At 52.9% G+C, this 21,644-nt stretch carries 22 protein-coding genes and 1 pseudogene; 15 read left to right on the top strand and 8 right to left on the bottom strand.

The genetic code is table 11. The features are described 5' to 3' along the window. Positions 1-10 precede the first annotated feature (10 nt). The 10 genes from tssF (at position 11) to dbpA (ending at position 10,037) form a co-directional block, all read left to right on the top strand. Positions 11-1,765 (top strand): type VI secretion system baseplate subunit TssF, encoded by a 1,755-nt coding sequence (gene tssF / locus L3069_RS11655; RefSeq protein WP_038416136.1) that lies wholly within the window; start codon positions 11-13, stop codon positions 1,763-1,765. Beyond that, a complete protein-coding gene (gene tssG / locus L3069_RS11650; protein ID WP_038416135.1) occupies positions 1,729-2,814 on the top strand; it encodes a type VI secretion system baseplate subunit TssG in 1,086 nt (361 codons plus the stop codon). The genes tssF and tssG overlap by 37 nt, the downstream gene beginning before the upstream one ends. Next, positions 2,792-3,337, top strand: a complete 546-nt coding sequence (tssJ, locus tag L3069_RS11645) for a type VI secretion system lipoprotein TssJ (RefSeq protein ID WP_032624166.1) — start codon at positions 2,792-2,794, stop codon at positions 3,335-3,337. Before tssG ends, tssJ begins: the two co-directional genes overlap by 23 nt. Then, a complete protein-coding gene (gene tssE / locus L3069_RS11640; RefSeq protein WP_022648267.1) occupies positions 3,337-3,792 on the top strand; it encodes a type VI secretion system baseplate subunit TssE in 456 nt (151 codons plus the stop codon). Before tssJ ends, tssE begins: the two co-directional genes overlap by 1 nt. 23 nt (positions 3,793-3,815) lie before the next feature. Further along, the gene (locus L3069_RS11635) at positions 3,816-5,147 is read left to right on the top strand and encodes a VasL domain-containing protein (RefSeq protein WP_023306366.1); all 1,332 of its coding nucleotides are present in this window, start codon (positions 3,816-3,818) and stop codon (positions 5,145-5,147) included. Positions 5,148-5,172: 25 nt separating this feature from the next. Further along, positions 5,173-5,661 carry a hypothetical protein gene (locus L3069_RS11630; RefSeq protein ID WP_023306365.1) on the top strand — a complete coding sequence of 163 codons (489 nt, stop codon included), beginning with the start codon at positions 5,173-5,175 and terminating at the stop codon, positions 5,659-5,661. A gap of 312 nt (positions 5,662-5,973) precedes the next feature. Beyond that, entirely contained in the window at positions 5,974-7,104 is a 1,131-nt protein-coding gene (locus L3069_RS11625; protein ID WP_022648264.1) for a methyl-accepting chemotaxis protein, read from the top strand. Positions 7,105-7,194: 90 nt separating this feature from the next. Beyond that, positions 7,195-8,178 carry a zinc transporter ZntB gene (zntB, locus tag L3069_RS11620; protein WP_032624170.1) on the top strand — a complete coding sequence of 328 codons (984 nt, stop codon included), beginning with the start codon at positions 7,195-7,197 and terminating at the stop codon, positions 8,176-8,178. A 281-nt stretch (positions 8,179-8,459) separates the two neighbouring features. Next, a complete protein-coding gene (locus tag L3069_RS11615; protein ID WP_369875049.1) occupies positions 8,460-8,606 on the top strand; it encodes a hypothetical protein in 147 nt (48 codons plus the stop codon). 57 nt (positions 8,607-8,663) lie between these two features. Then, a complete protein-coding gene (gene dbpA / locus L3069_RS11610; protein ID WP_100167646.1) occupies positions 8,664-10,037 on the top strand; it encodes an ATP-dependent RNA helicase DbpA in 1,374 nt (457 codons plus the stop codon). Positions 10,038-10,080: 43 nt separating this feature from the next. Here dbpA and ttcA read toward each other — a convergent pair whose 3' ends face one another. Then, positions 10,081-11,016 (bottom strand): tRNA 2-thiocytidine(32) synthetase TtcA, encoded by a 936-nt coding sequence (ttcA, locus tag L3069_RS11605; RefSeq protein ID WP_001186974.1) that lies wholly within the window; start codon positions 11,014-11,016, stop codon positions 10,081-10,083. Between the two features lie 48 nt (positions 11,017-11,064). Continuing rightward, positions 11,065-11,250 (bottom strand): annotated as a pseudogene (locus tag L3069_RS11600) (site-specific integrase); the annotation flags it as partial. Positions 11,251-11,331: 81 nt separating this feature from the next. Between L3069_RS11600 and L3069_RS27390 the strand changes: the two are divergent. The 3 genes from L3069_RS27390 to L3069_RS11590 all read left to right on the top strand — a co-directional run bounded on the left by L3069_RS27390 (position 11,332) and on the right by L3069_RS11590 (position 12,291). After that, positions 11,332-11,463: a hypothetical protein gene (locus tag L3069_RS27390; protein ID WP_255409922.1), complete on the top strand. Its 132-nt coding sequence runs from the start codon at positions 11,332-11,334 to the stop codon at positions 11,461-11,463. A 204-nt stretch (positions 11,464-11,667) separates the two neighbouring features. Continuing rightward, positions 11,668-11,865, top strand: a complete 198-nt coding sequence (locus L3069_RS11595) for a hypothetical protein (RefSeq protein WP_022648260.1) — start codon at positions 11,668-11,670, stop codon at positions 11,863-11,865. A 3-nt stretch (positions 11,866-11,868) separates the two neighbouring features. Further along, positions 11,869-12,291 (top strand): GFA family protein, encoded by a 423-nt coding sequence (locus L3069_RS11590; RefSeq protein ID WP_023300213.1) that lies wholly within the window; start codon positions 11,869-11,871, stop codon positions 12,289-12,291. 33 nt (positions 12,292-12,324) lie between these two features. Here the strand turns inward: L3069_RS11590 and ompC are convergent, their stop codons facing one another. Continuing rightward, complete coding sequence (gene ompC / locus L3069_RS11585) at positions 12,325-13,452, bottom strand: porin OmpC (protein WP_022648258.1); 1,128 nt, start codon at positions 13,450-13,452, stop codon at positions 12,325-12,327. Positions 13,453-13,839: 387 nt separating this feature from the next. After that, positions 13,840-17,364, bottom strand: a complete 3,525-nt coding sequence (nifJ, locus tag L3069_RS11580; protein WP_038416130.1) for a pyruvate:ferredoxin (flavodoxin) oxidoreductase — start codon at positions 17,362-17,364, stop codon at positions 13,840-13,842. 271 nt (positions 17,365-17,635) lie between these two features. Between nifJ and L3069_RS11575 the strand changes: the two genes are divergently transcribed. Then, a complete protein-coding gene (locus L3069_RS11575) occupies positions 17,636-17,902 on the top strand; it encodes a DUF333 domain-containing protein (RefSeq protein ID WP_003856935.1) in 267 nt (88 codons plus the stop codon). Position 17,903: 1 nt separating this feature from the next. On the opposite strand, the gene hslJ is transcribed toward L3069_RS11575, so the two are convergent. From hslJ to L3069_RS11555, 4 genes are all read right to left on the bottom strand, one after another. After that, positions 17,904-18,341 (bottom strand): heat shock protein HslJ, encoded by a 438-nt coding sequence (hslJ, locus tag L3069_RS11570; protein ID WP_023300211.1) that lies wholly within the window; start codon positions 18,339-18,341, stop codon positions 17,904-17,906. A 124-nt stretch (positions 18,342-18,465) separates the two neighbouring features. Then, entirely contained in the window at positions 18,466-18,594 is a 129-nt protein-coding gene (locus tag L3069_RS11565) for a DUF2474 domain-containing protein (RefSeq protein WP_038416129.1), read from the bottom strand. Next, positions 18,594-19,604, bottom strand: a complete 1,011-nt coding sequence (gene cydB / locus L3069_RS11560; RefSeq protein ID WP_038416128.1) for a cytochrome d ubiquinol oxidase subunit II — start codon at positions 19,602-19,604, stop codon at positions 18,594-18,596. The genes L3069_RS11565 and cydB overlap by 1 nt, the downstream gene beginning before the upstream one ends. Positions 19,605-19,609: 5 nt before the next feature. Next, a complete protein-coding gene (locus L3069_RS11555) occupies positions 19,610-21,004 on the bottom strand; it encodes a cytochrome ubiquinol oxidase subunit I (RefSeq protein ID WP_038416127.1) in 1,395 nt (464 codons plus the stop codon). 393 nt (positions 21,005-21,397) lie between these two features. Here L3069_RS11555 and L3069_RS11550 point away from each other — a divergent pair, with 393 nt between their 5' ends. Continuing rightward, complete coding sequence (locus L3069_RS11550) at positions 21,398-21,586, top strand: hypothetical protein (RefSeq protein ID WP_017693360.1); 189 nt, start codon at positions 21,398-21,400, stop codon at positions 21,584-21,586. The last annotated feature ends 58 nt before the right edge of the window (positions 21,587-21,644 follow it).

Here is a 21,644-nt window from a genome sequence, read left to right as displayed (position 1 = left end):
TCAGGTTCTTATGGATGATTTAACCCTGCGTTATTACGACGCTGAAATGCGCTACCTGCTGGAAGCCGGCGAAGAATTTGCCCGTGCTCACCCTGAGCAGGCAGCAATGCTCAATCTCGATAAGGCGGGCGCGCGCGACCCGTACGTGGAGCGCCTGTTCGAAGGTTTTGCCTTCCTGATGGGCCGTCTGCGCGAGAAGCTTGACGACGACCTGCCGGAACTGACCGAAGGGCTGGTCAGCCTGTTGTGGCCGCATTACCTGCGCACCATTCCCTCGATGTCGGTGGTGGAGTTCACTCCTGTCTGGCGTGAGATGAAAGAACCGATGCGTATCGCCAGAGGTTTCGAGGTCAATTCGCGGCCGATCGGTGAAAAAGGCACGCGTTGTCGCTACACCACAACTAAAGAGATAACCCTTCAGCCACTGGCGTTGGAGCATGCCCGCCTGTCGACTGATCCTGACGGGCGCTCTGTCATCAGCCTGCGCTTCAGTTGTAGCCATCTTGCTGACTGGAGCCGTGTCGATCTCAGCCAGATTCCGTTCTATTTCAATGCTGACGCACCGCTGGCCTGCGCTATGCATGAAGCCTTTACCATGAATACTGCGTGCCTGTGGCTACGCATGCCGGGTGACACGGACAGAAGGCCGATGGACGGGTATTTCACCGCACTGGGGTTTGGTGATGATGACAGGCTGTGGCCGAAGGGGGACAGCAGTTTCAGCGGTTACCAGTTGCTGCTGGAGTACTTCACCTTTCGCGAGAAATTCATGTTTACGGGGCTGCGCGGGCTGGAGAGCGTGGTCTTTCCGGCTGAGATCCCGTGGTTTGAAATCGACGTGGTGCTGGCGGAGCGCTGGGAGCATGACTTCAGCTTTACCGAAAAGCACCTGCGCCTGAATTGCGTGCCGGTCATTAACCTGTTCCCGCTGGAATCCGATCCGCTGACGCTCAATTCTCTGCAAACCGAATACATGCTGCGCCCGATGCGCGTGCAGGATGGCCATACCGAGATATATACCGTGGATTCGGTGATGTCATCGAGCCAGCACACCTACGTGCCGTTTTCGAGCTTCCGTCATAAGGGAGGAATGATGCGTCATGAAGCACCGGAATATTACTACCACACCCGCGTGCGCCGCGGTCCGTCCGGCCTGCATAACACCTGGCTCATTCTTGGCGGCGAAGCATTTGATAATCATACCGTCCCGGAAGACGAAAGCCTGTCGCTGACGCTCACCGGCACAAACGGTCAACTGCCACGACGTGCGCTGCAAAGCACCGTGCTTGATACGGTGATGAAAACCACTTCGGTCAGCATTGCCGTGCGCAACCTGTGCGCGCCGACGCTACCTTGTTACCCACCGGCGCAGGACCGTTTCCACTGGCGCGTGCTGAGTCACCTTGGCAGCGGATTTCTGTCGATGATGGATAATGCCGACGTGCTGCGCGGTACCCTGGCGCTGTATGAATGGACCGACAGCGAGATGAACCGTCGCCGCCTGGAAGCCATCATTGACGTGAAGCACAGTGAAACCGAACGCTTTGAGCAGGGCTATCTGGTGCGCGGCGTGCAGATTGAGGTGACCCTGGACAGCCATGGCTTTGCCGGGCGCGGTGACATCTGCCTGTTTGGCGAGATGCTGAGTCGTTTCTTTGCGCTCTACACCGACATTTATCTGTTTAACCGACTGATTATCATCCTGCAACCTACCGGAGAGCGCCTGGAATGGGAAGAGAAGCACAATCGCCGTATTCCCGGCTGAGCCCACGGTTGGAAGCCGACCTGCATCGTATGAACTTTTACCGTTTATGCCAGTTATTGGAGAAGCGTAACCCGGGCAGGCCGCTGATGGGCTCGACCAGTCACCCGGGGGATGATCCGGTACGCTTTGCCCCACATCCGGGGATGGGATTTCCGGCCAGTGAGATGAAAGCCGTGGAATATGATGAGGAGGATGACAGCCGGCCACCACTCATCCGCACGACCTTTATGGGAATGTACGGTGTCGACTCACCCTTGCCGACGGCGTATCTCGATGACATCGCTCAGCGTCGGGAAGGGCATGATGCACTACAGGGTTTTCTGGATATCTTCAGTCATCGCATTCTGACGCAGTTTTACCGTATCTGGCGTAAATACTCTTATCCTGCCACCTTTGAACCCGGTGGTACGGACAGCATCTCGCAGTCACTGCTGGGCCTGGTGGGGCTGGGTATTCCCGGCACAGCAGACCACATTGCCACACCGGTATCCCGTTTTCTGGCTTTGCTGGGTGTCCTACAGCAACCGGGCAAAACTCAGGAGGGGATGCAGGCGCTGGTGACTTTGCTGGCCCCGGAAACCACCGTTAAGGTTAGCCCGTACTGCCTGCGGCCGGTGGAAATTGGTCAGCCACTGGGCTTTTACGGTGATGACGATTTTCTGTTGGACGGCAACACACCACTGGGTGACGAAGCGATGGATGCGGGTAGCCAACTGCTGGTTGCGCTTAGGACGGATAATGAACAGGAGGCACAGGGCTGGAAGCCGGACGGTCTGCTGTATCAGGACTTTATGGTGATGCTTCGTGTCTGGCTCGGTTGGCGTTTTAAGGCAAAACTCACCCTGACCACCCGGACCCGACTTCTTGCCGTTCCGCCGCTTGGTGAAGGCCCTTTCTGGCTCGGGATGAACGGCGTGCTGGGGGCTGATGAGGGGGAGTTTACAGACGATATCCCACCGACCTTTACGACGGAACTGGGCTATTACACCGGCCTGAAGCCGGCAATATCACAACAAGGAAACCGACGTGTTACGTACAAGTTCAATTAAACACGCGAGCTTGCTGCCTGCTCTGCTGGCATTCAGCCTGACGGGGTGCGGGGTGACGCAGGGCATCACTGATGGCACCAAATCGGCATTTAACTCCGTGTTCTACAAAAAAATTAAGATGCTGCACCTGGATTTCACGGCGCGTGAAGCGTTAAACACCGATTCCCGCGAAAATAACTCACTCTCCGAGCCGGTGGTAGTCCGCGTCTATCAACTGAAAGACCGTAAAATCTTCGATAAAACGGTTTACCAGCAACTCCTGAAAGATGGCGAAACCATCCTGAAAGCCGACCTGCTGGCGACCCGAGATGTGGTCGTAAAACCGGGTGGTGATACAAATCTTGATATGCCAATGGAAGAAGAAACGCAGTTTGTCGCGGTAGTCGGCCTGTTTCGTCACCCGGACCTGGACAACAATACCTGGAAGCAGGTTCTAAAACGTGAAGATCTCGATCCGGATAAGCCGCGCATTCTGGAGGCCGGGAATAACCACCTGACGTTACAGCCATTGAAGGATGACTGATGCCAAAGGGACATAATACGCCATCGCTGTATGAAATGCTGAGCGGCAATTTCTCAGGTGGCCTGAACCTCAACCAGGTCAGCGAACAGAATCAGGTGATTTTATCAGTACTCGATAACATGCAGCGCATCCTCAACTGCCGCGCTGGTACGCTGGCTCACCTGCCAGACTACGGCCTGCCGGATATGACAAAAATCCTCCAGGGGATGCCCGGAACCGCCCATCAGCTGATCACCACACTGTCGGCCGTGTTGCTGAAATATGAGCCGCGCCTGAATCGAATTAACGTGGTGATGCAGGAACAGATTCAGGCCGGTGAGCTTCGCTACGCCATTGACGCGGAGCTGAAGGGGGTGGGGCTGGTGCGCTACGGCACGGAATTTATGCCCGAGGGCAGGGTATTAATCCGTCATCTGAAACAACAGCAATACCTCGATGCACGAGCCGCCATCTAGTTATTACTCAGGTTAAAACAGTTATGACAATAAATTCTGAACGCCAACTTAAAACCGGCGGGGATCCGCGCACGCTTGCGGATTATGCTGCCTTGCGCGAAGAAATGAACAAGCTCACCCATCCGGCACGCCCGGATGTGAACTGGCAACACGCGGAAACGCTCTGTCTGTCACTGTTCGGGCATAACGGTGTGGAGCTACAAACGGCTGCCTGGTATACGCTCGCCCGTACGCATCTGGCCGGATTGTACGGTATGAATGAGGGGCTTGCGTTACTTGCTGCACTGGTAGCCCGCCAGTGGGGAAACCTCTGGCCACAGCCTGTCCATGCGCGAATCGAAATCCTCAGTGCACTCAGCAAGCGCCTGCAACAGGTAGTACGAACGCTATCGCTGACGTACGCTGACTTAGGGCAGCTGTATCAGTCTGAAGAGCATCTGAGCGCTTTGGGGGAAGTCTTGCAGCGTATGGAACTCAAGCATGCTACTCAGCTTGATGCTCTGCGCACGATGATGCAGAACGCAGCAGTGCGTCTGGAAAACAGCGAAAATACGGACATGAGTCTGCACGGTGACGCATTGGGTGCTACGGAAATTCACCTCGTCGAACCGACTGAGCGTAGTAAATGGGTTTATGTGGTTGAGCCCGAGCCGGTGCTGAACGTTGGGGTGGTTAAAGAACCTCCGGTGTCGATGAAACCCTGGAAGCCATTTGCTGCTGGTATGTTGACCATGCTGGTGGCAGCCAGTGTCGTCGCAGGAGGATGGCAGATGTTGCATGCGCCAGATTCGGCACAAGCGCAGCTAGCCGCGGCTCTGGCCCCTCTACCTCAAGGGCTATCTACAGGGCAATTAGAGGCGCTGCAACAAACGTCACCGTCACCGGAACCGGGGATTGGCAAGACACAACAGCTGTTAGCGCAGCTTTTACAGTTGAAACCAGACTGGGCAGTGAGCTTCGGCGACCGTCTGGTGCAGCAGGCGCTGACGCTGTGGCCGGAAGAGGCCAAACCCCTGGCGCAGCATTGGCAGAAACAGATGAGTATCGCTGCGCTAGCAGATTTAGATCTGAATGGATGGCATCAGGGTATGGCGCAGTTGCAGCAATTGACGAACAAGCTGAACGCACTGGATGAACAGAAGGGGAAGTACATGACGGTGAGTGAACTGAAATCAGACGTGTTTGCCATGTCGCAGTCATTTAGCCAAACCATACCGCTTGAGGAGCAGCTTCGTCTGCTTTCCACTCTACCTGCCGGGCAACCCCGGTCAGCAGCGCAGCAAAACAAGGTCGAACAACATCTTCAGCAGTTGATTGTTAGCTACGCCCTGCTGAAGCACAAAAAAGAACAATAAGACTGGCGAAAAACACGGAGTTAACATGTCAGTAAGAGAGCGTTTTTTTAAGAAAGTGCAGCAGAATAACGTAAATAAACCGATTCATATTAATACGGCTGAAGCCGAAGTCAGGGCTTTTTGTCAGCGGATGGATGATCTTGCACAGCAAATTATTGTTTGGTTTGAGGGTTCTGGTATTGAAGTCCTGTTATCCCAAAAGCATATCACCGATTTGAGTACGGTCGGCTACAGCCTCAGTAGCAGTATATGTCGTTATGTCATCACGACTGTCATTCTGCGAAATGGAGATCGCAGCGTCAGCATTATACCAGAACAGATCATCAGGGGATCAGAGAAGGGGTGTATGACAATGTGCATTAATGCCCCCGGCAGTATATCGGGGGAGAGGATATACCATTTAAGCATGGCGCCTGAAACAGGCTGGTATATTCGTCGCGGACATCAAAGTGTGAAAGAGAATGTTCTCATGACGGAGGACTATTTTTTCCAGTCAGTCGACTGTCTGGCCTGAACGTAAGCCAGCCTGGTGGGAGGTCACGGTAACGTAGTTGATATATATTAACTACGTTAACTTATTAAGCATGACTAAACAATGTTGCCCTACGGTACTCCTTCTTAAATAGGTAAGTGCTAATATTTAAGGGGGGCGGTAACCAAACTACAAGCTGGATTTTTACAGTATATCATGCTTTTTATCTGCCTTAAGCGAAACTATGCAAATCAAACTGCAAAACAACAAACCAACGACGAACGTGAGGACAAAATACTGTGGCAATGCTATAAACCTTAGAGCCCACAAAAATATAAAGTCGTAGGAAAAACTATGCTAAGAAATATTAGTGTCAGAACCTTCATTGTCTATTTCCTTTTATGTGTGTTTTTGGTAAGTGATGGAGTTATAGCGCTATTTTCAGGGAGTTTTTCGCTTTTTATTGCAGTCATTATCGTACAATGTATCGCCTTAATTTTACTCTGGGCGTATATGACAAAATATCTTGTGACGCCGATCAATACTGTGAAAAAAAGTATTGAAGAAGTGACGTCAGGCAATCTCGGCGTGTCGATCCCTGAATTCGGCAACAACTGTGCGGGACGACTGATCCCGGGCATTAATAGTCTCTCCAGCAACATTGCAACGCTGGTCCGTGAGATCCGCGCCTCCTCGCAAACCGCGATGACCCTGTCAGATCAGCTTTCTTCACGCAGCGCGCAGCTTTCCGTTAAAACAGAACAGCAGTCAGCTTCGCTGGTGCAAACGGCAGCCAGCATGGAAGAGATGGCTGCAAGTACAAAAAATAATGCCGACAATACCCGTTTAGCCAGCGAACAGGCGAATATCGCGACGTTGCAGGCGCGTAAAGGCGGAGAGTTAATGGGGCAGGTCGCGAACAATATGCAATCAATTACCGACTGCGCCCAGCAAATGACAGAGATTATCTCGCTGATTGACGGTATCGCTTTTCAGACCAATATTCTGGCGCTTAACGCCGCCGTTGAAGCGGCAAGAGCGGGCGACCATGGAAAAGGATTTTCAGTGGTCGCTGGTGAGGTCAGAAGCCTGGCGCATCGTAGCGCCGAAGCGGCAAAAAATATTAAGTCATTGATTGAAGTCACCAGCCATAACGTGACGCAGGGCGTTAACGTAGTCTCTGAAGCTGAAAAAAACATGCACGACATCGTTACCGGCTCGGGCAACGTGAGCCGATTGATGGATGAAATTTCCGCCTCAACATCGGAACAAGAAAAAGGGATTTCACAAATCACGCTGGCATTGTCAGAGCTGGAACGCGTAACACAGAGCAATGTGTCGATGGTTGAAGAACTCAACGGCTCGTCAGATGTGTTGCGCAATCAGGTGATTGAACTTCAGACACGAACACGTAATTTCCGTCTGAAGAACGAGTACCAGGCTGATAATGCGTTAATAAGCCGCGAATGGGTGGTGAATTCCTGAGCATATTCAGGATGATGCCTCACATAATTATTGCTTAACCCTCGACGAAAGCTAGACTGACACCGAAAGAGATAAATCGGTGGAGGCGCTGTGGAGAGCATTAAAGGGTCTGAAGTTAACGTACCTGACGCGGTTTTTGCATGGGTACTTGATGGACGCGGGGGCGCAAGGCCGCTTGAAGATCAGGATCACATCGACAACGAACACCCATGCTGGCTGCACCTCAACTACACGCACCCGGACAGCGCCGAGTGGCTCGCGTCCACGCCGCTATTGCCCAACAACGTTCGGGATGCGCTGGCGGGAGAAAGTCTCAGACCTCGCGTCAGCCGGATGGGTGAGGGGACGTTAATAACACTGCGTTGCATAAACGGCAGTACGGATGAGCGTCCGGATCAGCTGGTGGCAATGCGTGTCTACATGAATGAACGATTGATTGTTTCCACCCGTCAGCGAAAAGTGCTGGCGCTGGATGACGTCATTAACGATCTGAAAGAGGGCACGGGGCCTACGGATTGCGGAAGCTGGCTGGTGGATGTATGTGATGCGCTGACCGATCATGCCAGCGAGTTTATTGAAGAACTCCACGATAAAATCATCGATCTGGAAGACAACCTGCTCGATCAGCAAATTCCCCCACGTGGTTTTCTGGCGTTGTTGCGAAAACAGCTTATTGTTATGCGCCGTTATATGACCCCGCAGCGCGACGTCTATGCGAGACTGGCCAGCGAACGCATGAGCTGGATGAATGACGATCAGCGTCGCAGAATGCAGGATATTGCTGACCGGCTGGGACGTGGTCTGGACGAAATTGATTCGTGTATCGCCAGAACGGCGGTCATGGCGGATGAGATAGCACAGGTAATGCAGGAGTCATTAGCCAGGAGAACCTATACCATGTCGCTGATGGCGATGGTCTTTTTACCGAGTACGTTCTTAACCGGGTTGTTTGGCGTCAATCTTGGGGGGATCCCCGGCGGTGAATATCACTATGGCTTCACCACGTTTTGCGTCATGTTAGTGGTTTTGATTGGGGGTGTTGCATGGTGGTTGCATCGTAGTAAATGGCTGTAAATTTACGCATTTTCTAATGCTGCGACTGCTTCAAAACGACATTTTAATTGAGCGAAGTCAATAAACTTAGACCATGTTAGGTGCAATATTACTCCCGCAGGTGAATGCAACGTCAAGCGATGGGCGTTGCGCTCCATATTGTCTTACTTCCTTTTTTTGAATTACTGCATAGCACAATTGATTCGTACGACGCCGACTTCATAGTCGGCTTTTTTTTGCCTCCTGTTTATCTGCGTCTACCCTTTAGGGGTAAGCACCCTAATCTGGAGGGAAAGATGAGTATGCTACTTGCCTTGCAACGCCTGAACATATGGCAGTCCGATCCGGTGCCCACCGATCCGACTCCAATTCCCGATCCCATCCCGCGTCCGCAGCCGATGCCGGATCCGCCACCGGACGAAGAACCGATTAAATTGTCGCATCGTTAGCGGAGATCTGCGAGGATACGCGCCATCTGACTGCAATCATTACCATGAGAGTATATTGTGACCGCTTTTTCCACGCTCAACGTTCTGCCTGAAGCCCAACTGACTAACCTGAATGAGTTGGGTTACCTCACTATGACCCCTGTCCAGGCCGCCGCGCTGCCAGCTATCCTTGAAGGCCGGGACGTGCGCGTGCAGGCGAAAACCGGTAGTGGAAAAACGGCTGCATTTGGACTCGGCCTGTTGCAGCATATTGATGCAACCCTGTTTCAGACCCAGTCCCTGATACTCTGCCCGACGCGCGAGCTGGCCGACCAGGTCGCGGGTGAGCTGCGTCGTCTGGCGCGTTTTTTGCCTAACACTAAAATTTTAACGCTCTGCGGCGGACAACCGTTCGGTGCGCAGCGCGATTCCCTTCAACACGCGCCGCATATCATTGTGGCAACGCCGGGCCGTCTGCTCGATCACCTGCAAAAAGGCACCGTTTCACTCGATGCACTGCAAACGCTGGTGATGGATGAAGCTGACCGCATGCTGGATATGGGCTTCAGCGATGCGATTGACGACGTGATCCGCTTTGCGCCCGCCACGCGTCAGACGCTGCTTTTTTCTGCCACCTGGCCAGAGGCGATTGCGGCGATCAGCGGGCGCGTGCAGAAGAACCCGCTGACCATTGAAATCGATACTGTCGATGCATTGCCAGCGATTGAGCAGCAGTTCTTCGAGACGTCGCAGCAGGGCAAAATTCCACTGCTGCAAAAATTGCTTAGCCAACACCAGCCAGCGTCCTGCGTGGTGTTCTGTAATACCAAAAAAGATTGTCAGGCGGTGTGCGATGCCCTGAATGATGCCGGACAGAGCGCATTATCGCTGCATGGCGATCTGGAGCAGCGCGATCGCGATCAGACGCTGGTGCGTTTCGCAAACGGCAGCACTCGCGTGCTGGTTGCAACGGATGTGGCGGCCCGTGGCCTGGATATTAAATCGCTTGAACTGGTGGTAAATTTCGAACTGGCATGGGATCCGGAAGTGCATATCCACCGTATCGGGCGTACCGCGCGTGCGGGTAACAGCGGTCTCGCGATCAGCTTCTGCGCGCCTGAAGAGGCGCAGCGCGCTAATATTCTTGCGGAAATGCAGCAACTGAAACTCAACTGGGTGAATGCCCCCGGTAATATCAGCATCGCTCCGCTGGCAGCGGAAATGGCCACCCTGTGCATCGACGGCGGAAAAAAAGCCAAAATGCGTCCCGGTGACGTTCTGGGGGCGTTAACAGGGGATATCGGTCTCGACGGGGCAGATATTGGCAAGATCACGGTCCATCCTGCACATGTCTATGTAGCGGTTCGCCAGTCGGTTGCGCATAAGGCCTGGAAACAGTTGCAGGGCGGGAAGATTAAAGGGAAAACCTGCCGCGTTCGGCTGCTGAAGTAAGGGAAAAAAGCGTCTCAGAAGCACTGTCTGAGACGCAGTCAGGTTATTTCACTTCCACCACGTTCAGGCGCAGTTCATCGAATTGCGCATCCTCTTCTTCTGGCTGCCAGCCAGCAGGCTGCATCGGGATCTCTTCGCGGTCAAACGCCAGATCCCCGCCATTCACTACCTCTGAACCGTGGTTAATCCCTTTGAAATCGAACAGTTCAACATCGGCGAGGTGCGAAGGCACCACGTTCTGCATGGCGCTGAACATGGTTTCGATGCGGCCCGGATAGCGTTTATCCCAGTCACGCAGCATGTCGCCAATGACCTGACGTTGCAGGTTCGGCTGTGAGCCGCACAGATTGCACGGAATGATAGGGAAGGCTTTGGCCTGAGAGAAACGCTCAATGTCTTTCTCGCGACAGTAGGCGAGTGGGCGGATCACGATGTGTTTGCCGTCGTCACTCATCAGCTTCGGTGGCATTCCCTTCATTTTGCCGCCGTAAAACATATTCAGAAACAGTGTTTGAAGAATGTCGTCCCGGTGATGACCAAGCGCAATCTTAGTGGCGCCCAGTTCGGTTGCGGTGCGGTACAGAATGCCGCGACGCAAACGTGAGCAAAGCGAGCAGGTCGTTTTGCCCTCCGGGATCTTCTCTTTAACAATGCCGTAGGTATTCTCTTCTACGATTTTGTACTCAACGCCCAGGTTCTCAAGGTACTCCGGCAGGATATGCTCCGGGAATCCTGGCTGTTTCTGATCGAGGTTAACCGCGACCAGGGAAAAGTTCACCGGTGCGCTTTGCTGTAGATTGCGCAGGATCTCCAGCATGGTGTAGCTGTCTTTACCGCCCGACAGGCAGACCATGATGCGATCGCCTTCTTCAATCATGTTGAAGTCTGCAATGGCTTCGCCCACGTTACGGCGCAGTCGCTTTTGCAGTTTATTCAGGTTGTACTGTTCTTTCTTGTTAATCTCTTGATTTTGTTGCATCTATTTGTTACTCAGATCTCAAATGGGGCACAGGGTGAGAAAACGATTTCAAAGCGTCAGCTTCGTGTTCATCTCTTCTATCCATGTAGCATAGATTTCATACACCATCTGCGCATTTATGTGCCCCATCTGGTTAGCGATAAAAGACGGGTTTGCGGCTACCGGTAAAAACCAGCATGCGAAAGTGTGTCGTGTATGGTACGGATTGCAGCGCCGAATGCCAGCACGATTTACAAATGAGCCCCTCAAAGAAGTTTGGTTAAGACTAACGGGTTGTCTACACTTACAGCTTACGCAGTAAAAACGGAGGTGAAAATGACTGACCGACCCGTTAATGGTGACCATCCTGATTATAATCCCAGCCCGGATAACCCGGAAAAGGATGGAAGAAAACCGAAAGATGATCCTGGCTCAGCGCCTGAATCAGGCGATAAAGATCCAGAGTAATGACCAGCCGCCTCTACGAAGGCGGTTTTAACACCCATTACGGCCTCTCTATGCGCAACGCTATTCACGATATTCCGATACCCGCTCAGAACCCCCTGTTTTGCCGGACGAGAAGGTGAGATAAAGCACCGACCTCTTCCCCGCGTTCCAGCACGTTTTACAGTTCTCCTGCTACGCTTTTGAGGGGGACAAGGGAGCGCTTCTATGAAAAATAAAGACGAACAGACAGGATTAGTTGGGCTGGCGATTGGTGCCGCCGTTATCGGGCTGGTTTCAGCGCAGAAGATCATCAACCGTGAAAGTATTGTCGATGAGCTGGTGAGGCTCGGCAGGCAAAAGGGGGATGGTGTCGAAGATGAGGTCTTTTTAAAAGCGGCTGAGTTAGTGAGAAAAGGGGTATAAGCGATGGCTGAAATTCGTCATGCACAGTGTCATTGTGGGGCGGTGAAATTTACTGTTGAGCTGACGGACGGCCTGAATACCGCACGGCGATGTAGCTGCTCGTTTTGCAGGATGCGCGGGGCAGTAGTGGTTTCCGCGCCGTTGACGGGTATTAAGGTGACGCAGGGCGCGGACACGCTCACAGAGTACCGTTTCAACACCGGCACGGCGCGCCATTTCTTCTGCTCGGTTTGCGGTATTTACACGTTCCATCAACGACGTTCCAATCCCAATGAATATGGTGTGAATGTCGCCTGTCTGGAAAATGTTACGCCATTCGACTTCCCGGAAGTGGCGGTAATGGATGGGATAAATCACCCTATGGATGGCGACAGCGGGGTAATTGGCTATCTCTCTTTTCGCAAAGAACAGGCGAAACAGAGATAAAATTAGCCCGCAGATCGCTGCGGGCTATCGGGATTAGAACTGGTAAACCAGACCTAACGCTACGATGTCATCCGTACCGATGCCATTGTTTTTGTAGAATGAATCATCTTCATCCAGCAGGTTGATTTTATAATCAACATAGGTGGACATGTTTTTGTTGAAATAGTAGGTAGCACCGACGTCAGCGTATTTCACCAGGTCTTTATCGTCCTGACCATTGCCCAGATCTTTACCTTTGGACTGTAAATAGGAAACAGCCGGACGAAGGCCGAAGTCAAACTGATATTGTGCGGTCACTTCAAAGTTCTGGGTTTTATTTGCAACCGCATCTGCATTGTCGCCGTACGGCGTCATATTGCGGGTTTCGGAATACATTGCAGCCAGGTAAATGTTGTTGGCATCGTATTTGAGGCCTGCGGTCCATGCATCCGCAGTATCACCGCCCGCAGTAGTGTAATTTACCTGATCGTTAGTACGGTCAGATGAAGCATATGCCGCGCCTGCGCTGAAGCCCATGCCGAAATCGTAGGTTGCGGAGATACCGTAACCGTCACCATTTTCATGACGTGTATCACGACCGTTGTTGGTCCCTTCATTAGTAGAGCAGAAATTCTCATCGCAGTTATTACCTTCATTATTACCCTGATACTGCACCGCGAAGTTCAGACCCTGCACCAGACCAAAGAAGTCGGTGTTACGGTAGGTCGCCACGCCGTTTGCACGACCGGTCATAAAGTTATCGGCATAAGTATAAGAGTCGCCACCAAATTCTGGCAGCATATCGGTCCAGCCTTCTACGTCGTACAGGACGCCATAGTTACGGCCGTAATCGAAGGATCCGTAGTCGCCCACCTTCACACCCGCGAAGGCCAGACGCGTCCAGGACTGATTGTCAGAGCCTTCGGTGTTGTTTGCCTGAATGTTGTATTCCCACTGCGCGTAACCGGTCATCATGTCGTTGATTTGGGTTTCACCTTTGAAACCCAGACGCATATAGGTTTGGTCGCCATCTTTTGACGCATCGTCAGAGAAATAATGCAGACCATCTACTTTGCCATACAGATCCAGTTTATTGCCGTCTTTATTATAAATTTCAGCTGCGTGAGCGGCTCCAGCCATTAACAAAGCGGGGATCATCAGTGCCAGTACTTTTCTTTGCATTTTGATTATTCCTTTGCAGTTATTTTTTTATTGCTTAGTGAACTTTCCGGGATGGAAAGCTGTCCCATGCTAAATCACACAGAGGGTTGATGAATAAAATATAATTGTTACGGGTTGAGTAAAATCTAAAGCAAATGATGCGTTTGAAATAACAATTGATGCCGTGAATTAATCGTTATAATCGATACAAAATAAAAATTATTAATTAAGTGGTAAAGAAGGTATTCTCCATGGCGTTATATGCCTTTAAGATTTTTTCATCCATAATTCACGTGAATATTGTTCAGAACGTTGAGGCAATTTTCACCGAACTTCTGGATTAGCCCGGTGCACGTGCATCGGGCTTTTTTATGGCAAAAAAATGCCCGGGCAAGCCGGGCATAACGGTTATTCGCTGGTTGATTTTTCCGCTTTCCCCGCCAGCTGTGCAAGGAAGTCATAACGCTTCTGAAGATCCGCTGCCGCGTCCCTCCATAGCTGCTCTGCTACTTCTGGTTGTTGAGCGTTCAGCCTGCGGAAACGCTGCTCCTGAAGTAAGGTTTCGGCAAGGGCGTCTGAAGGCGGACGTGAATCCAGCGCCAGCGGTAATTTTCCTTCATCGGCACGGCGCGGGTCAAAGCGGTACAGCGGCCAGAAGCCGGTTGCGGTAAGCTGACGCATCTGGTCGTGGCTAAGCGCCAGATCGTAGCCATGCTCCTCACACGGGCTATAGGCGATGATCAGCGACGGGCCAGGATACGCTTCCGCTTCCTGAATGGCTTTCACCGTCTGGTTAAGCTGCGCGCCCAGCGAAATCTGCGCGACGTAGACGTGTCCATACATCATCATGCTGACGCCCAAATCTTTACGCGCCTTTCGTTTGCCATGCTCACCAAATTTCGTGACCGCACCCAGTGGCGTTGCTTTCGAGGCCTGTCCGCCGGTGTTGGAATAACACTGAGTATCAAGCACCAGAATGTTAACGTTTTCGGTGAGGCTCAGGACGTGATCAAGACCACCGAAACCAATATCGTAGGCCCATCCGTCGCCACCGATCAGCCAGATAGATTTTTCAACCAGCGCGTCAGCATCGGTCAGCAGTTGTTCAGCCCCTTCAACACCCTGAAGCGCGTGGCGCAGTTCAGCAACCTGTGCGCGACGAACGTCAGGCTTGGCCTCCGCATGCAGGGCGTCATTCAGCTCTGCCGGGATTTTATCGGCAAACTGTTCCAGCAGACGCATTACGCGGGCGCGGTGCTGATCGACCGTCAGGCGGAATCCCAGACCAAATTCTGCGTTATCCTCAAATAGCGAGTTTGCCCAAGCCGGGCCGCGGCCATACGCGTCGGTGGTATAAGGCGTAGACGGCAAGTTCCCCCCATAGATTGACGAGCAGCCCGTCGCGTTGGCAATCAGCATCCGGTCGCCGTAAAGCTGGGTAAGCAGTTTGATGTACGGCGTTTCACCGCATCCGGAACACGCCCCGGAGTACTCGAAGAGGGGGGTGATGAGCTGCGAGGTACGAATGTCAATGCGTTCCAGCTTGTTGCGATCGATTTCGGGCAGGTCGAGGAAGAAGTCATAATTCACTTTCTCTTCTTCAACATGTTCCAGACGTGACATCATATTAATGGCTTTGATTGAGGGATCCTGACGATCTTTCGCCGGGCACACCTCGACGCACAGGTTACAGCCGGTACAGTCCTCTGGTGCCACCTGAAGAACATATTTCTGGCCACGCATATCACGGGATTTTACATCCAGCGAGTGCAGACTTTCCGGTGCGTCCGCCATCGCTTCTGGCGACACCACTTTGGCGCGAATGGCCGAGTGTGGGCAGGCCGCCACGCAGTGGTTGCACTGGGTGCATAGCTCTTCTTTCCAGATAGGGATCGCTTCGGCAATGTTGCGTTTTTCCCAACGGGTTGTGCCCATCGGCCAGGTGCCATCAGGCGGAAGCGCAGAGACGGGAAGAGTGTCGCCCAACCCGGCAAGCATCGCCGCCGTAACGGTTTTGACGAAATCCGGGGCAGCGTCAGACACCACTGGCGGCCGGTTCGGGCTGCTGGTATTGACCGGCTGCAACGGCACCTCGAACAGCGACTCGCGGGCCAGCGCCAGCGCCTGCCAGTTGCGCTCAACCAGCTCCTGACCTTTGCTGCTGTAGCTTTTGGCTATCGCCCCCTGGAGCTCCATCAGCGCGCTGTCGCCCGGCAGAATATTGGTCAGGTGGAAGAACGCCATCTGCATAACCGTATTGATACGCGCGGCCAGGCCGCACTCGCGGGCGATCTTCGCGGCGTTAATGACATACAGGCGCGCCTGTTTCTGGTTTAGCACCGCCTGGACTTCCTGGGGCAGCCGTGCCCAGACCTCATCGGCGCTATACGGGGTGTTGATCAGGAAAATACCGCCGGGCTTCAGGCGCTCGGCCATCTGGTATTTATCGATAAACTGGAGCTGATGACAGCCAACAAAATCCGCCTGAGAAATCAGGTATGCCGAGCGGATTGGATGTTCGCTGACGCGCAGGTGCGAGACGGTCAACCCGCCCGCTTTTTTGGAATCGTAGACGAAATACCCTTGCGCATACCACGGCGTGGAGTTACCGATAATTTTGATGTTGTTCTTGGTCGCCGAGACGCTGCCGTCGCTGCCCAGACCGTAGAACAGCGCTTCCAGTTTCGCATTCGAGGGCAGGGTGTTTTCCGGCAAAGGGAGAGAAAGGTTAGTCACGTCATCATAAATGCCGACCGTAAAGCGCGGCTTCGGTTTTGCCTCGCGCAGTTCAGCAAATACGGCCAGGACGCACTCCGGCCCGAACTCTTTGGAAGACAAACCATAACGCCCGCCAATGACGCGCGGCAGCGTTTCGCGTTCACCGTGATTAAACGCCTCAGCCAGAGCGGTCATTACATCAAGGTAAAGGGGTTCAGCCTGCGCGCCAGGCTCTTTGGTGCGGTCAAGTACCGCCACGGCACGCGCGCTTTCCGGCAGGGCTGCGAGCAGATGTTTCGCAGAGAATGGACGGTAGAGGCGAACTTTTAGTACGCCAACTTTTTCACCACGCGTAAGAAGCTCATCGACCACCTCTTCGCAGGTGCCGATGGCGGAGCCCATCAGGACGATCACGCGCTCGGCCTGCGGATGACCGTAATATTCAAATGGCTTATATGCGCGACCCGTCGCAGCGGCAAAATCGTCCATCGCCTGTTCGACGTGCTCATATACCGCGTTGTACCACGGGTTTGTCGCCTCGCGGGACTGGAAATAGGTATCCGGGTTGGCAGAGGTACCCCGGATCACCGGATGTTCCGGATTGAGGGCCCGAGCGCGATGGGCATCAATGTCAGCCTGCGGCAGCAGGTTCAGTATGGTGTCATCCGGCAGCGGAACGATTTTATTGATCTCGTGAGAGGTGCGAAAACCATCGAAGAAATGAATAAATGGCACTCGACTTTTCAGCGTGGCGATATGCGAAATCAGCGCGAAGTCCTGTGCTTCCTGCACGCTGCTGGCGCAGAGCATAGCGCAGCCGGTCTGACGCACGGCCATCACGTCTGAGTGGTCGCCAAAAATAGAGAGCGCGTGTGTGGCTACAGTACGTGCGGCGACGTGCAGGACAAACGGCGTTAATTGTCCTGCCAGCTTGTAAAGCGTGGGGATCATCAACAGCAGCCCCTGAGACGAGGTGAACGAGGTCGACAGGGCACCGGTCTGCAACGCACCATGCACGGTAGCAATGGCGCCAGCTTCGGACTGCATCTCAACAACCCGCGGGACATCGCCCCAGACGTTTTTTACCCCATTACCAGCCCAGGCGTCAGCCTGTTCAGCCATCGTGGAGCTTGGGGTGATGGGGTAGATGGCGATAACTTCGCTGGTGCGAAACGCAACAGACGCGACTGCACCATTGCCGTCAATAGTTTGCATAGGACAACACCCTTACATTGCGCAAAAATGAAGGGCCTGTAAAACGACGACAGACCCTGAATATTATCTGTGTATTTTAGCAAAGCTCAGGTTTTACGATTTTCGCTTTTGTGTCCTTGGTATGCGCTGTATCAATGACTGGATGGCTATTCGCGATAAAAAATTGCGAGAAATTGTTACCAGAGCGCATAAATACGCACATCCGCTCTCGACGATGCGGCGCGTGATGCCTATTATGCATAGGTTTCGCTTTAACTATGGGGAGGAAGGTATGCGTTCTGCATTTTGGGTCGGATGTGCCGCGTTACTGTTGTCGGCATGCAGCAATGAACCTGTACAGCAGGCGACAGCGGCACACGTTACGCCAGGTATGCGAGCGGCTATGTCCAGTTCAGGCCAGGCCAACTGCGCAATGATCGGAGGGTCACTCTCCGTTGCCCGTCAGCTCGACGGCTCCGCTATCGGCATGTGCGCGTTGCCAAACGGCAAACGCTGTAGTGAGCAGTCGCTTGCCGTAGGATCGTGCGGGAGTTACTGAGTTATTCAACTCGCTTAAACATTAAAGACTTATTGGCTGTCGCCAGCGTTAACTGGTCTTCGGTCAGGTCTACCTGAGCGCCTGTGCGTAGCATATCGGCGAGGGTCTGATCCAGTTCATTAAGCTGCGGCTCGGTGCAGAGTTTCCGCGTCATTGCCAGCGTTTTGACCGTCAACTCTCCTTCGGACAATTTTCCCTGGCCGTTGAAGCCGTTGCACATTGTGCCGGAGACGGCAATGTTGTTAATCAGGCTGATACTGGGCTGCGCGCTGAACCGAATTTCAGGCTGCGTTTTCAGGCCCTTAACCGCTTTGCCATCAACGTTTTCCAGCACGAAACGGTGATTCTCTAACTGATCGGTCTGAACGGAGGCTTTACCGGGATTAACGCATCCAGCCAGTGCGAGGCTGATTAAACTTACTGCCGCGAGCTTTTTCATTTTTCTTCTCAAACTATCAATGCTGTAAATATTTTTTCAGTGTAACCATACCCGCCAGGGTGTTAATGGGGTTTATCTGAAAGTGCGAGATAAGGACCGGACGGCAACGCACCCGGTGAGTGAATTAGTGCGATGTAAATCCGGCTGCGGCCATCAGCATTTTAAAGAGCATACTTACGCAGGCCAGTGCCAGGACGCTGCCGCCCCAGATGATGGCAAGCCACATCAAACGTTTCCATACAGGTTGTTGCATCAGTGATAACCCTCCCCATGCTGTACTTTTCCGCGAAAAACGTAATAACTCCAGAAGGTGTAGACCAGAATCACAGGAATGATCAACAGTGCGCCCACCAGCATGAAGCCCTGGCTTTGGGCTGGCGCAGCGGCCTGCCAGAGGGTAATGTCCGGCGGGATGATATGCGGCCAGATGCTGATCCCAAGCCCGGTAAAGCCAAGAAAAACCAGCCCTAACGTCATGATAAACGGCAGTGTATGGCTCGCAGGATCGTTCAGGCAGCGCCACTGGCACAGACTCAGGATCGCAACCAGCGCAGGAACGGGCAGCAGATAAAACAGATTCGGCAGCGTAAACCAGCGCGCAGCAATGGCTGGTTGGGCGAGAGGGGTCCATATACTGATTACCGCAATGAATACCAGAAGCAGGAGCAGAAGCACTTTCGATACCTGACGCATCCGCTGTTGCAGGGCATTTTCACTTTTCATTACCAGCCACGTTGATCCTAACAGCGCGTAAGCCACCACAAGACCCGCACCGCAGAAAAGATTGAACGCGGTAAACCAGTCAAACGGACCACCGCTGTAAGCGCGACCGGTGACGCTGAACCCGTGGATGACCGCGCCGACGGTGATGCCCTGGCTGAAGGCCGCCACAATTGACCCGCCAATAAAGGCCTTATCCCAGAACGGACGGTGCGCCGGAGTCGCTTTGAAGCGAAATTCGAAGGCGACGCCACGAAATATAAGCCCGATCAGCATTATTGTCAGTGGAATGGTTAGCGCGTCGATGATCACCGCATAGGCGAGAGGAAAGGCGCCAAACAGGGCCGCACCGCCAAGCACCAGCCAGGTTTCGTTGCCGTCCCAGACGGGAGCCACGCTGTTGACCATTACGTCGCGATCGTCCGCTTTCGGCGTTACCGGAAACAGTATGCCAATCCCCAGATCAAAACCGTCCATCGCGATATACATCAACGTGGCGAAAACGATAATCACGAACCAGATAATGGAAAGATCGATACCCATTACGGTTACTCCTTAAATTCAGTGGTGACGGCGGAAAGCGGACGAGCAGGGCGGCCATCGGATTCAGTCGCGAAGGATTCATAAGGCTGCGGCCCTTTTTTAATCAGACGCACCATATAGCTGTAACCCACGCCGAACACCGCGGTATAAACCACGAAGAAGGCCAGCAAGCTGATGCTCATGTGCAGATCGCCATGTGCGGAAACCGCATCCTTCGTACGCTGTAGCCCATAGACGACCCAGGGCTGGCGGCCGACCTCCGTTGTTACCCATCCGGCGAGGATCGCGATTAGCCCGGACGGCCCCATCAGCAGGGTAAACCACAGGAAGGAACGTGAGGTGTAGAGGCGCTGTTTGTAACGCAGCCAGACCGCCACCATGCCCAGGAAGAGCATCAACATCCCTAAACCGGCCATGATGCGGAAAGACCAAAAGACAATGGTGGCGTTCGGGCGATCGTCTTTTGGGAACTCCTTCAATGCCGGAACCTGTTTATCGAAACTGTGGGTCAGGATAAGGCTGCCGAGAGCGGGAATTTCAAGGCTAAAACGGGTCCGTTCCTGATCCATATCCGGCCAGCCAAACAGCAGCAGTGGAGTAGGCTCACCCGGCGAATTCTCCCAGTGGCCTTCAATGGCGGCTATTTTCGCGGGCTGGTGTTTTAAGGTATTAAGCCCGTGCATATCACCCACCAGTGCCTGAACAGGGGCTACGATCAACGTCATCCACAACGCCATGGAGAACATGGTGCGAATGGCAGGGGTGTTGTTTCCGCGCAGCAAATGCCAGGCCGCGGAGGCTCCGACAAACAGTGCACTGCTGAGAAATGCCGCTATCGACATGTGCAGCAGGCGGTAAGGGAAGGAGGGGTTAAACACCACGGCAAACCAGTCCACCGGAACGACCTGACCGTTGATGATTTCATACCCTTGCGGTGTCTGCATCCAGCTGTTTGACGAGAGGATCCAGAACGTAGACATGAGGGTCCCCAGTGCCACCATGCAGGTCGAAAAGAAGTGCAGCCCCGGCCCGACCTTATTCCAGCCAAACAACATAACCCCGAGGAACCCCGCCTCAAGGAAGAACGCGGTGAGCACTTCATAGGTCAGCAGAGGGCCGGTAATGCTGCCCGCAAACTGCGAAAACCCGCTCCAGTTGGTGCCAAACTGATAAGCCATCACCAGGCCGGAGACCACGCCCATCCCAAAGTTGACGGCGAAGATCTTCGACCAGAAATGGTACAGCGAACGCCAGACGGGGTTTTTTGTTTTCAGCCACAGCCCTTCCAGCACGGCGAGATAGCTCGCCAGGCCAATGGTTATCGCCGGAAAAATAATATGAAAGGATACGGTAAAGGCGAACTGTATTCGCGCAAGATGAAACGCATCTGGACCAAACATGCATTGCCTCAATGTTAAACGGTGTACTGTTATGTTAAAGAGGGGGGGAATGAGATATCAGAAGCAGAAATCGATAATTTATCTATAACAGTTGTGTGAAAAGGTGAACTTTTTCTGGCTGATACAGCTAACAAGTAAGAATAAAAAATTTCTTTTTATGATTATTACGCATTAAACAGCTTGCTTTGTCGCCAGCAACATGCGTTAATGGATTTCTGGTTTTGAATCCAAATAAATATCTGACGTAGTTTTATAAAGCAGTTCTCATCACGTTGTGCCTCTCCGCAGCCTCTCTTGGGTCTTTATCTACATTCCGATTAGTTTTGTATCGAACCAACTTTTGCCTGATCGGCTCATGAGTAATTTACGTTTTTACGTTTACAGGAGAATCCTATGACTTCTTATATCCATTTCCGCTGCCCATGCTGTCATGGCTCGCAGTACCGCACCTCAGCTTTTGATGTGTCTGACAAAAATCCGTTCGGCGCAAAATGCATTTTCTGCAAATCGTCGATGATCACGCTCGACCACCTGGCCGCAGCGCGTTCTGCTCAGAATCACATTACTGAGTACCGCAAGTAATCTACCGCGTTTCCTATAACAGTTAGCAAATTCTTCTCTTTTTCTCCTGCTGATATAC

The sequence above is a fragment of the Enterobacter cloacae complex sp. ECL411 genome, assembly GCF_021869665.1.
GTDB classification, from domain to species: Bacteria; Pseudomonadota; Gammaproteobacteria; order Enterobacterales; family Enterobacteriaceae; genus Enterobacter; species Enterobacter intestinihominis.
Note: the sequence above shows the minus strand (reverse complement) of the source record. Positions and strands in the feature narration are given on the sequence as shown.

What these genes read in the sequence shown, in the direction of transcription:
- tssF (WP_038416136.1), top strand. Translation starts at nt 11, where the DNA reads ATGGATGATTTAACCCTGCGTTATTACGACGCTGAAATGCGCTACCTG.
- tssG (WP_038416135.1), top strand. Translation starts at nt 1,729, where the DNA reads ATGGGAAGAGAAGCACAATCGCCGTATTCCCGGCTGAGCCCACGGTTG.
- tssE (WP_022648267.1), top strand. Translation starts at nt 3,337, where the DNA reads ATGCCAAAGGGACATAATACGCCATCGCTGTATGAAATGCTGAGCGGC.
- L3069_RS11635 (WP_023306366.1), top strand. Translation starts at nt 3,816, where the DNA reads ATGACAATAAATTCTGAACGCCAACTTAAAACCGGCGGGGATCCGCGC.
- L3069_RS11630 (WP_023306365.1), top strand. Translation starts at nt 5,173, where the DNA reads ATGTCAGTAAGAGAGCGTTTTTTTAAGAAAGTGCAGCAGAATAACGTA.
- L3069_RS11625 (WP_022648264.1), top strand. Translation starts at nt 5,974, where the DNA reads ATGCTAAGAAATATTAGTGTCAGAACCTTCATTGTCTATTTCCTTTTA.
- L3069_RS11615 (WP_369875049.1), top strand. Translation starts at nt 8,460, where the DNA reads ATGCTACTTGCCTTGCAACGCCTGAACATATGGCAGTCCGATCCGGTG.
- ttcA (WP_001186974.1), bottom strand. Translation starts at nt 11,016, where the DNA reads ATGCAACAAAATCAAGAGATTAACAAGAAAGAACAGTACAACCTGAAT.
- L3069_RS27390 (WP_255409922.1), top strand. Translation starts at nt 11,332, where the DNA reads ATGACTGACCGACCCGTTAATGGTGACCATCCTGATTATAATCCCAGC.
- L3069_RS11595 (WP_022648260.1), top strand. Translation starts at nt 11,668, where the DNA reads ATGAAAAATAAAGACGAACAGACAGGATTAGTTGGGCTGGCGATTGGT.
- L3069_RS11590 (WP_023300213.1), top strand. Translation starts at nt 11,869, where the DNA reads ATGGCTGAAATTCGTCATGCACAGTGTCATTGTGGGGCGGTGAAATTT.
- ompC (WP_022648258.1), bottom strand. Translation starts at nt 13,452, where the DNA reads ATGCAAAGAAAAGTACTGGCACTGATGATCCCCGCTTTGTTAATGGCT.
- nifJ (WP_038416130.1), bottom strand. Translation starts at nt 17,364, where the DNA reads ATGCAAACTATTGACGGCAATGGTGCAGTCGCGTCTGTTGCGTTTCGC.
- L3069_RS11575 (WP_003856935.1), top strand. Translation starts at nt 17,636, where the DNA reads ATGCGTTCTGCATTTTGGGTCGGATGTGCCGCGTTACTGTTGTCGGCA.
- hslJ (WP_023300211.1), bottom strand. Translation starts at nt 18,341, where the DNA reads ATGAAAAAGCTCGCGGCAGTAAGTTTAATCAGCCTCGCACTGGCTGGA.
- L3069_RS11565 (WP_038416129.1), bottom strand. Translation starts at nt 18,594, where the DNA reads ATGCAACAACCTGTATGGAAACGTTTGATGTGGCTTGCCATCATCTGG.
- cydB (WP_038416128.1), bottom strand. Translation starts at nt 19,604, where the DNA reads ATGGGTATCGATCTTTCCATTATCTGGTTCGTGATTATCGTTTTCGCC.
- L3069_RS11555 (WP_038416127.1), bottom strand. Translation starts at nt 21,004, where the DNA reads ATGTTTGGTCCAGATGCGTTTCATCTTGCGCGAATACAGTTCGCCTTT.
- L3069_RS11550 (WP_017693360.1), top strand. Translation starts at nt 21,398, where the DNA reads ATGACTTCTTATATCCATTTCCGCTGCCCATGCTGTCATGGCTCGCAG.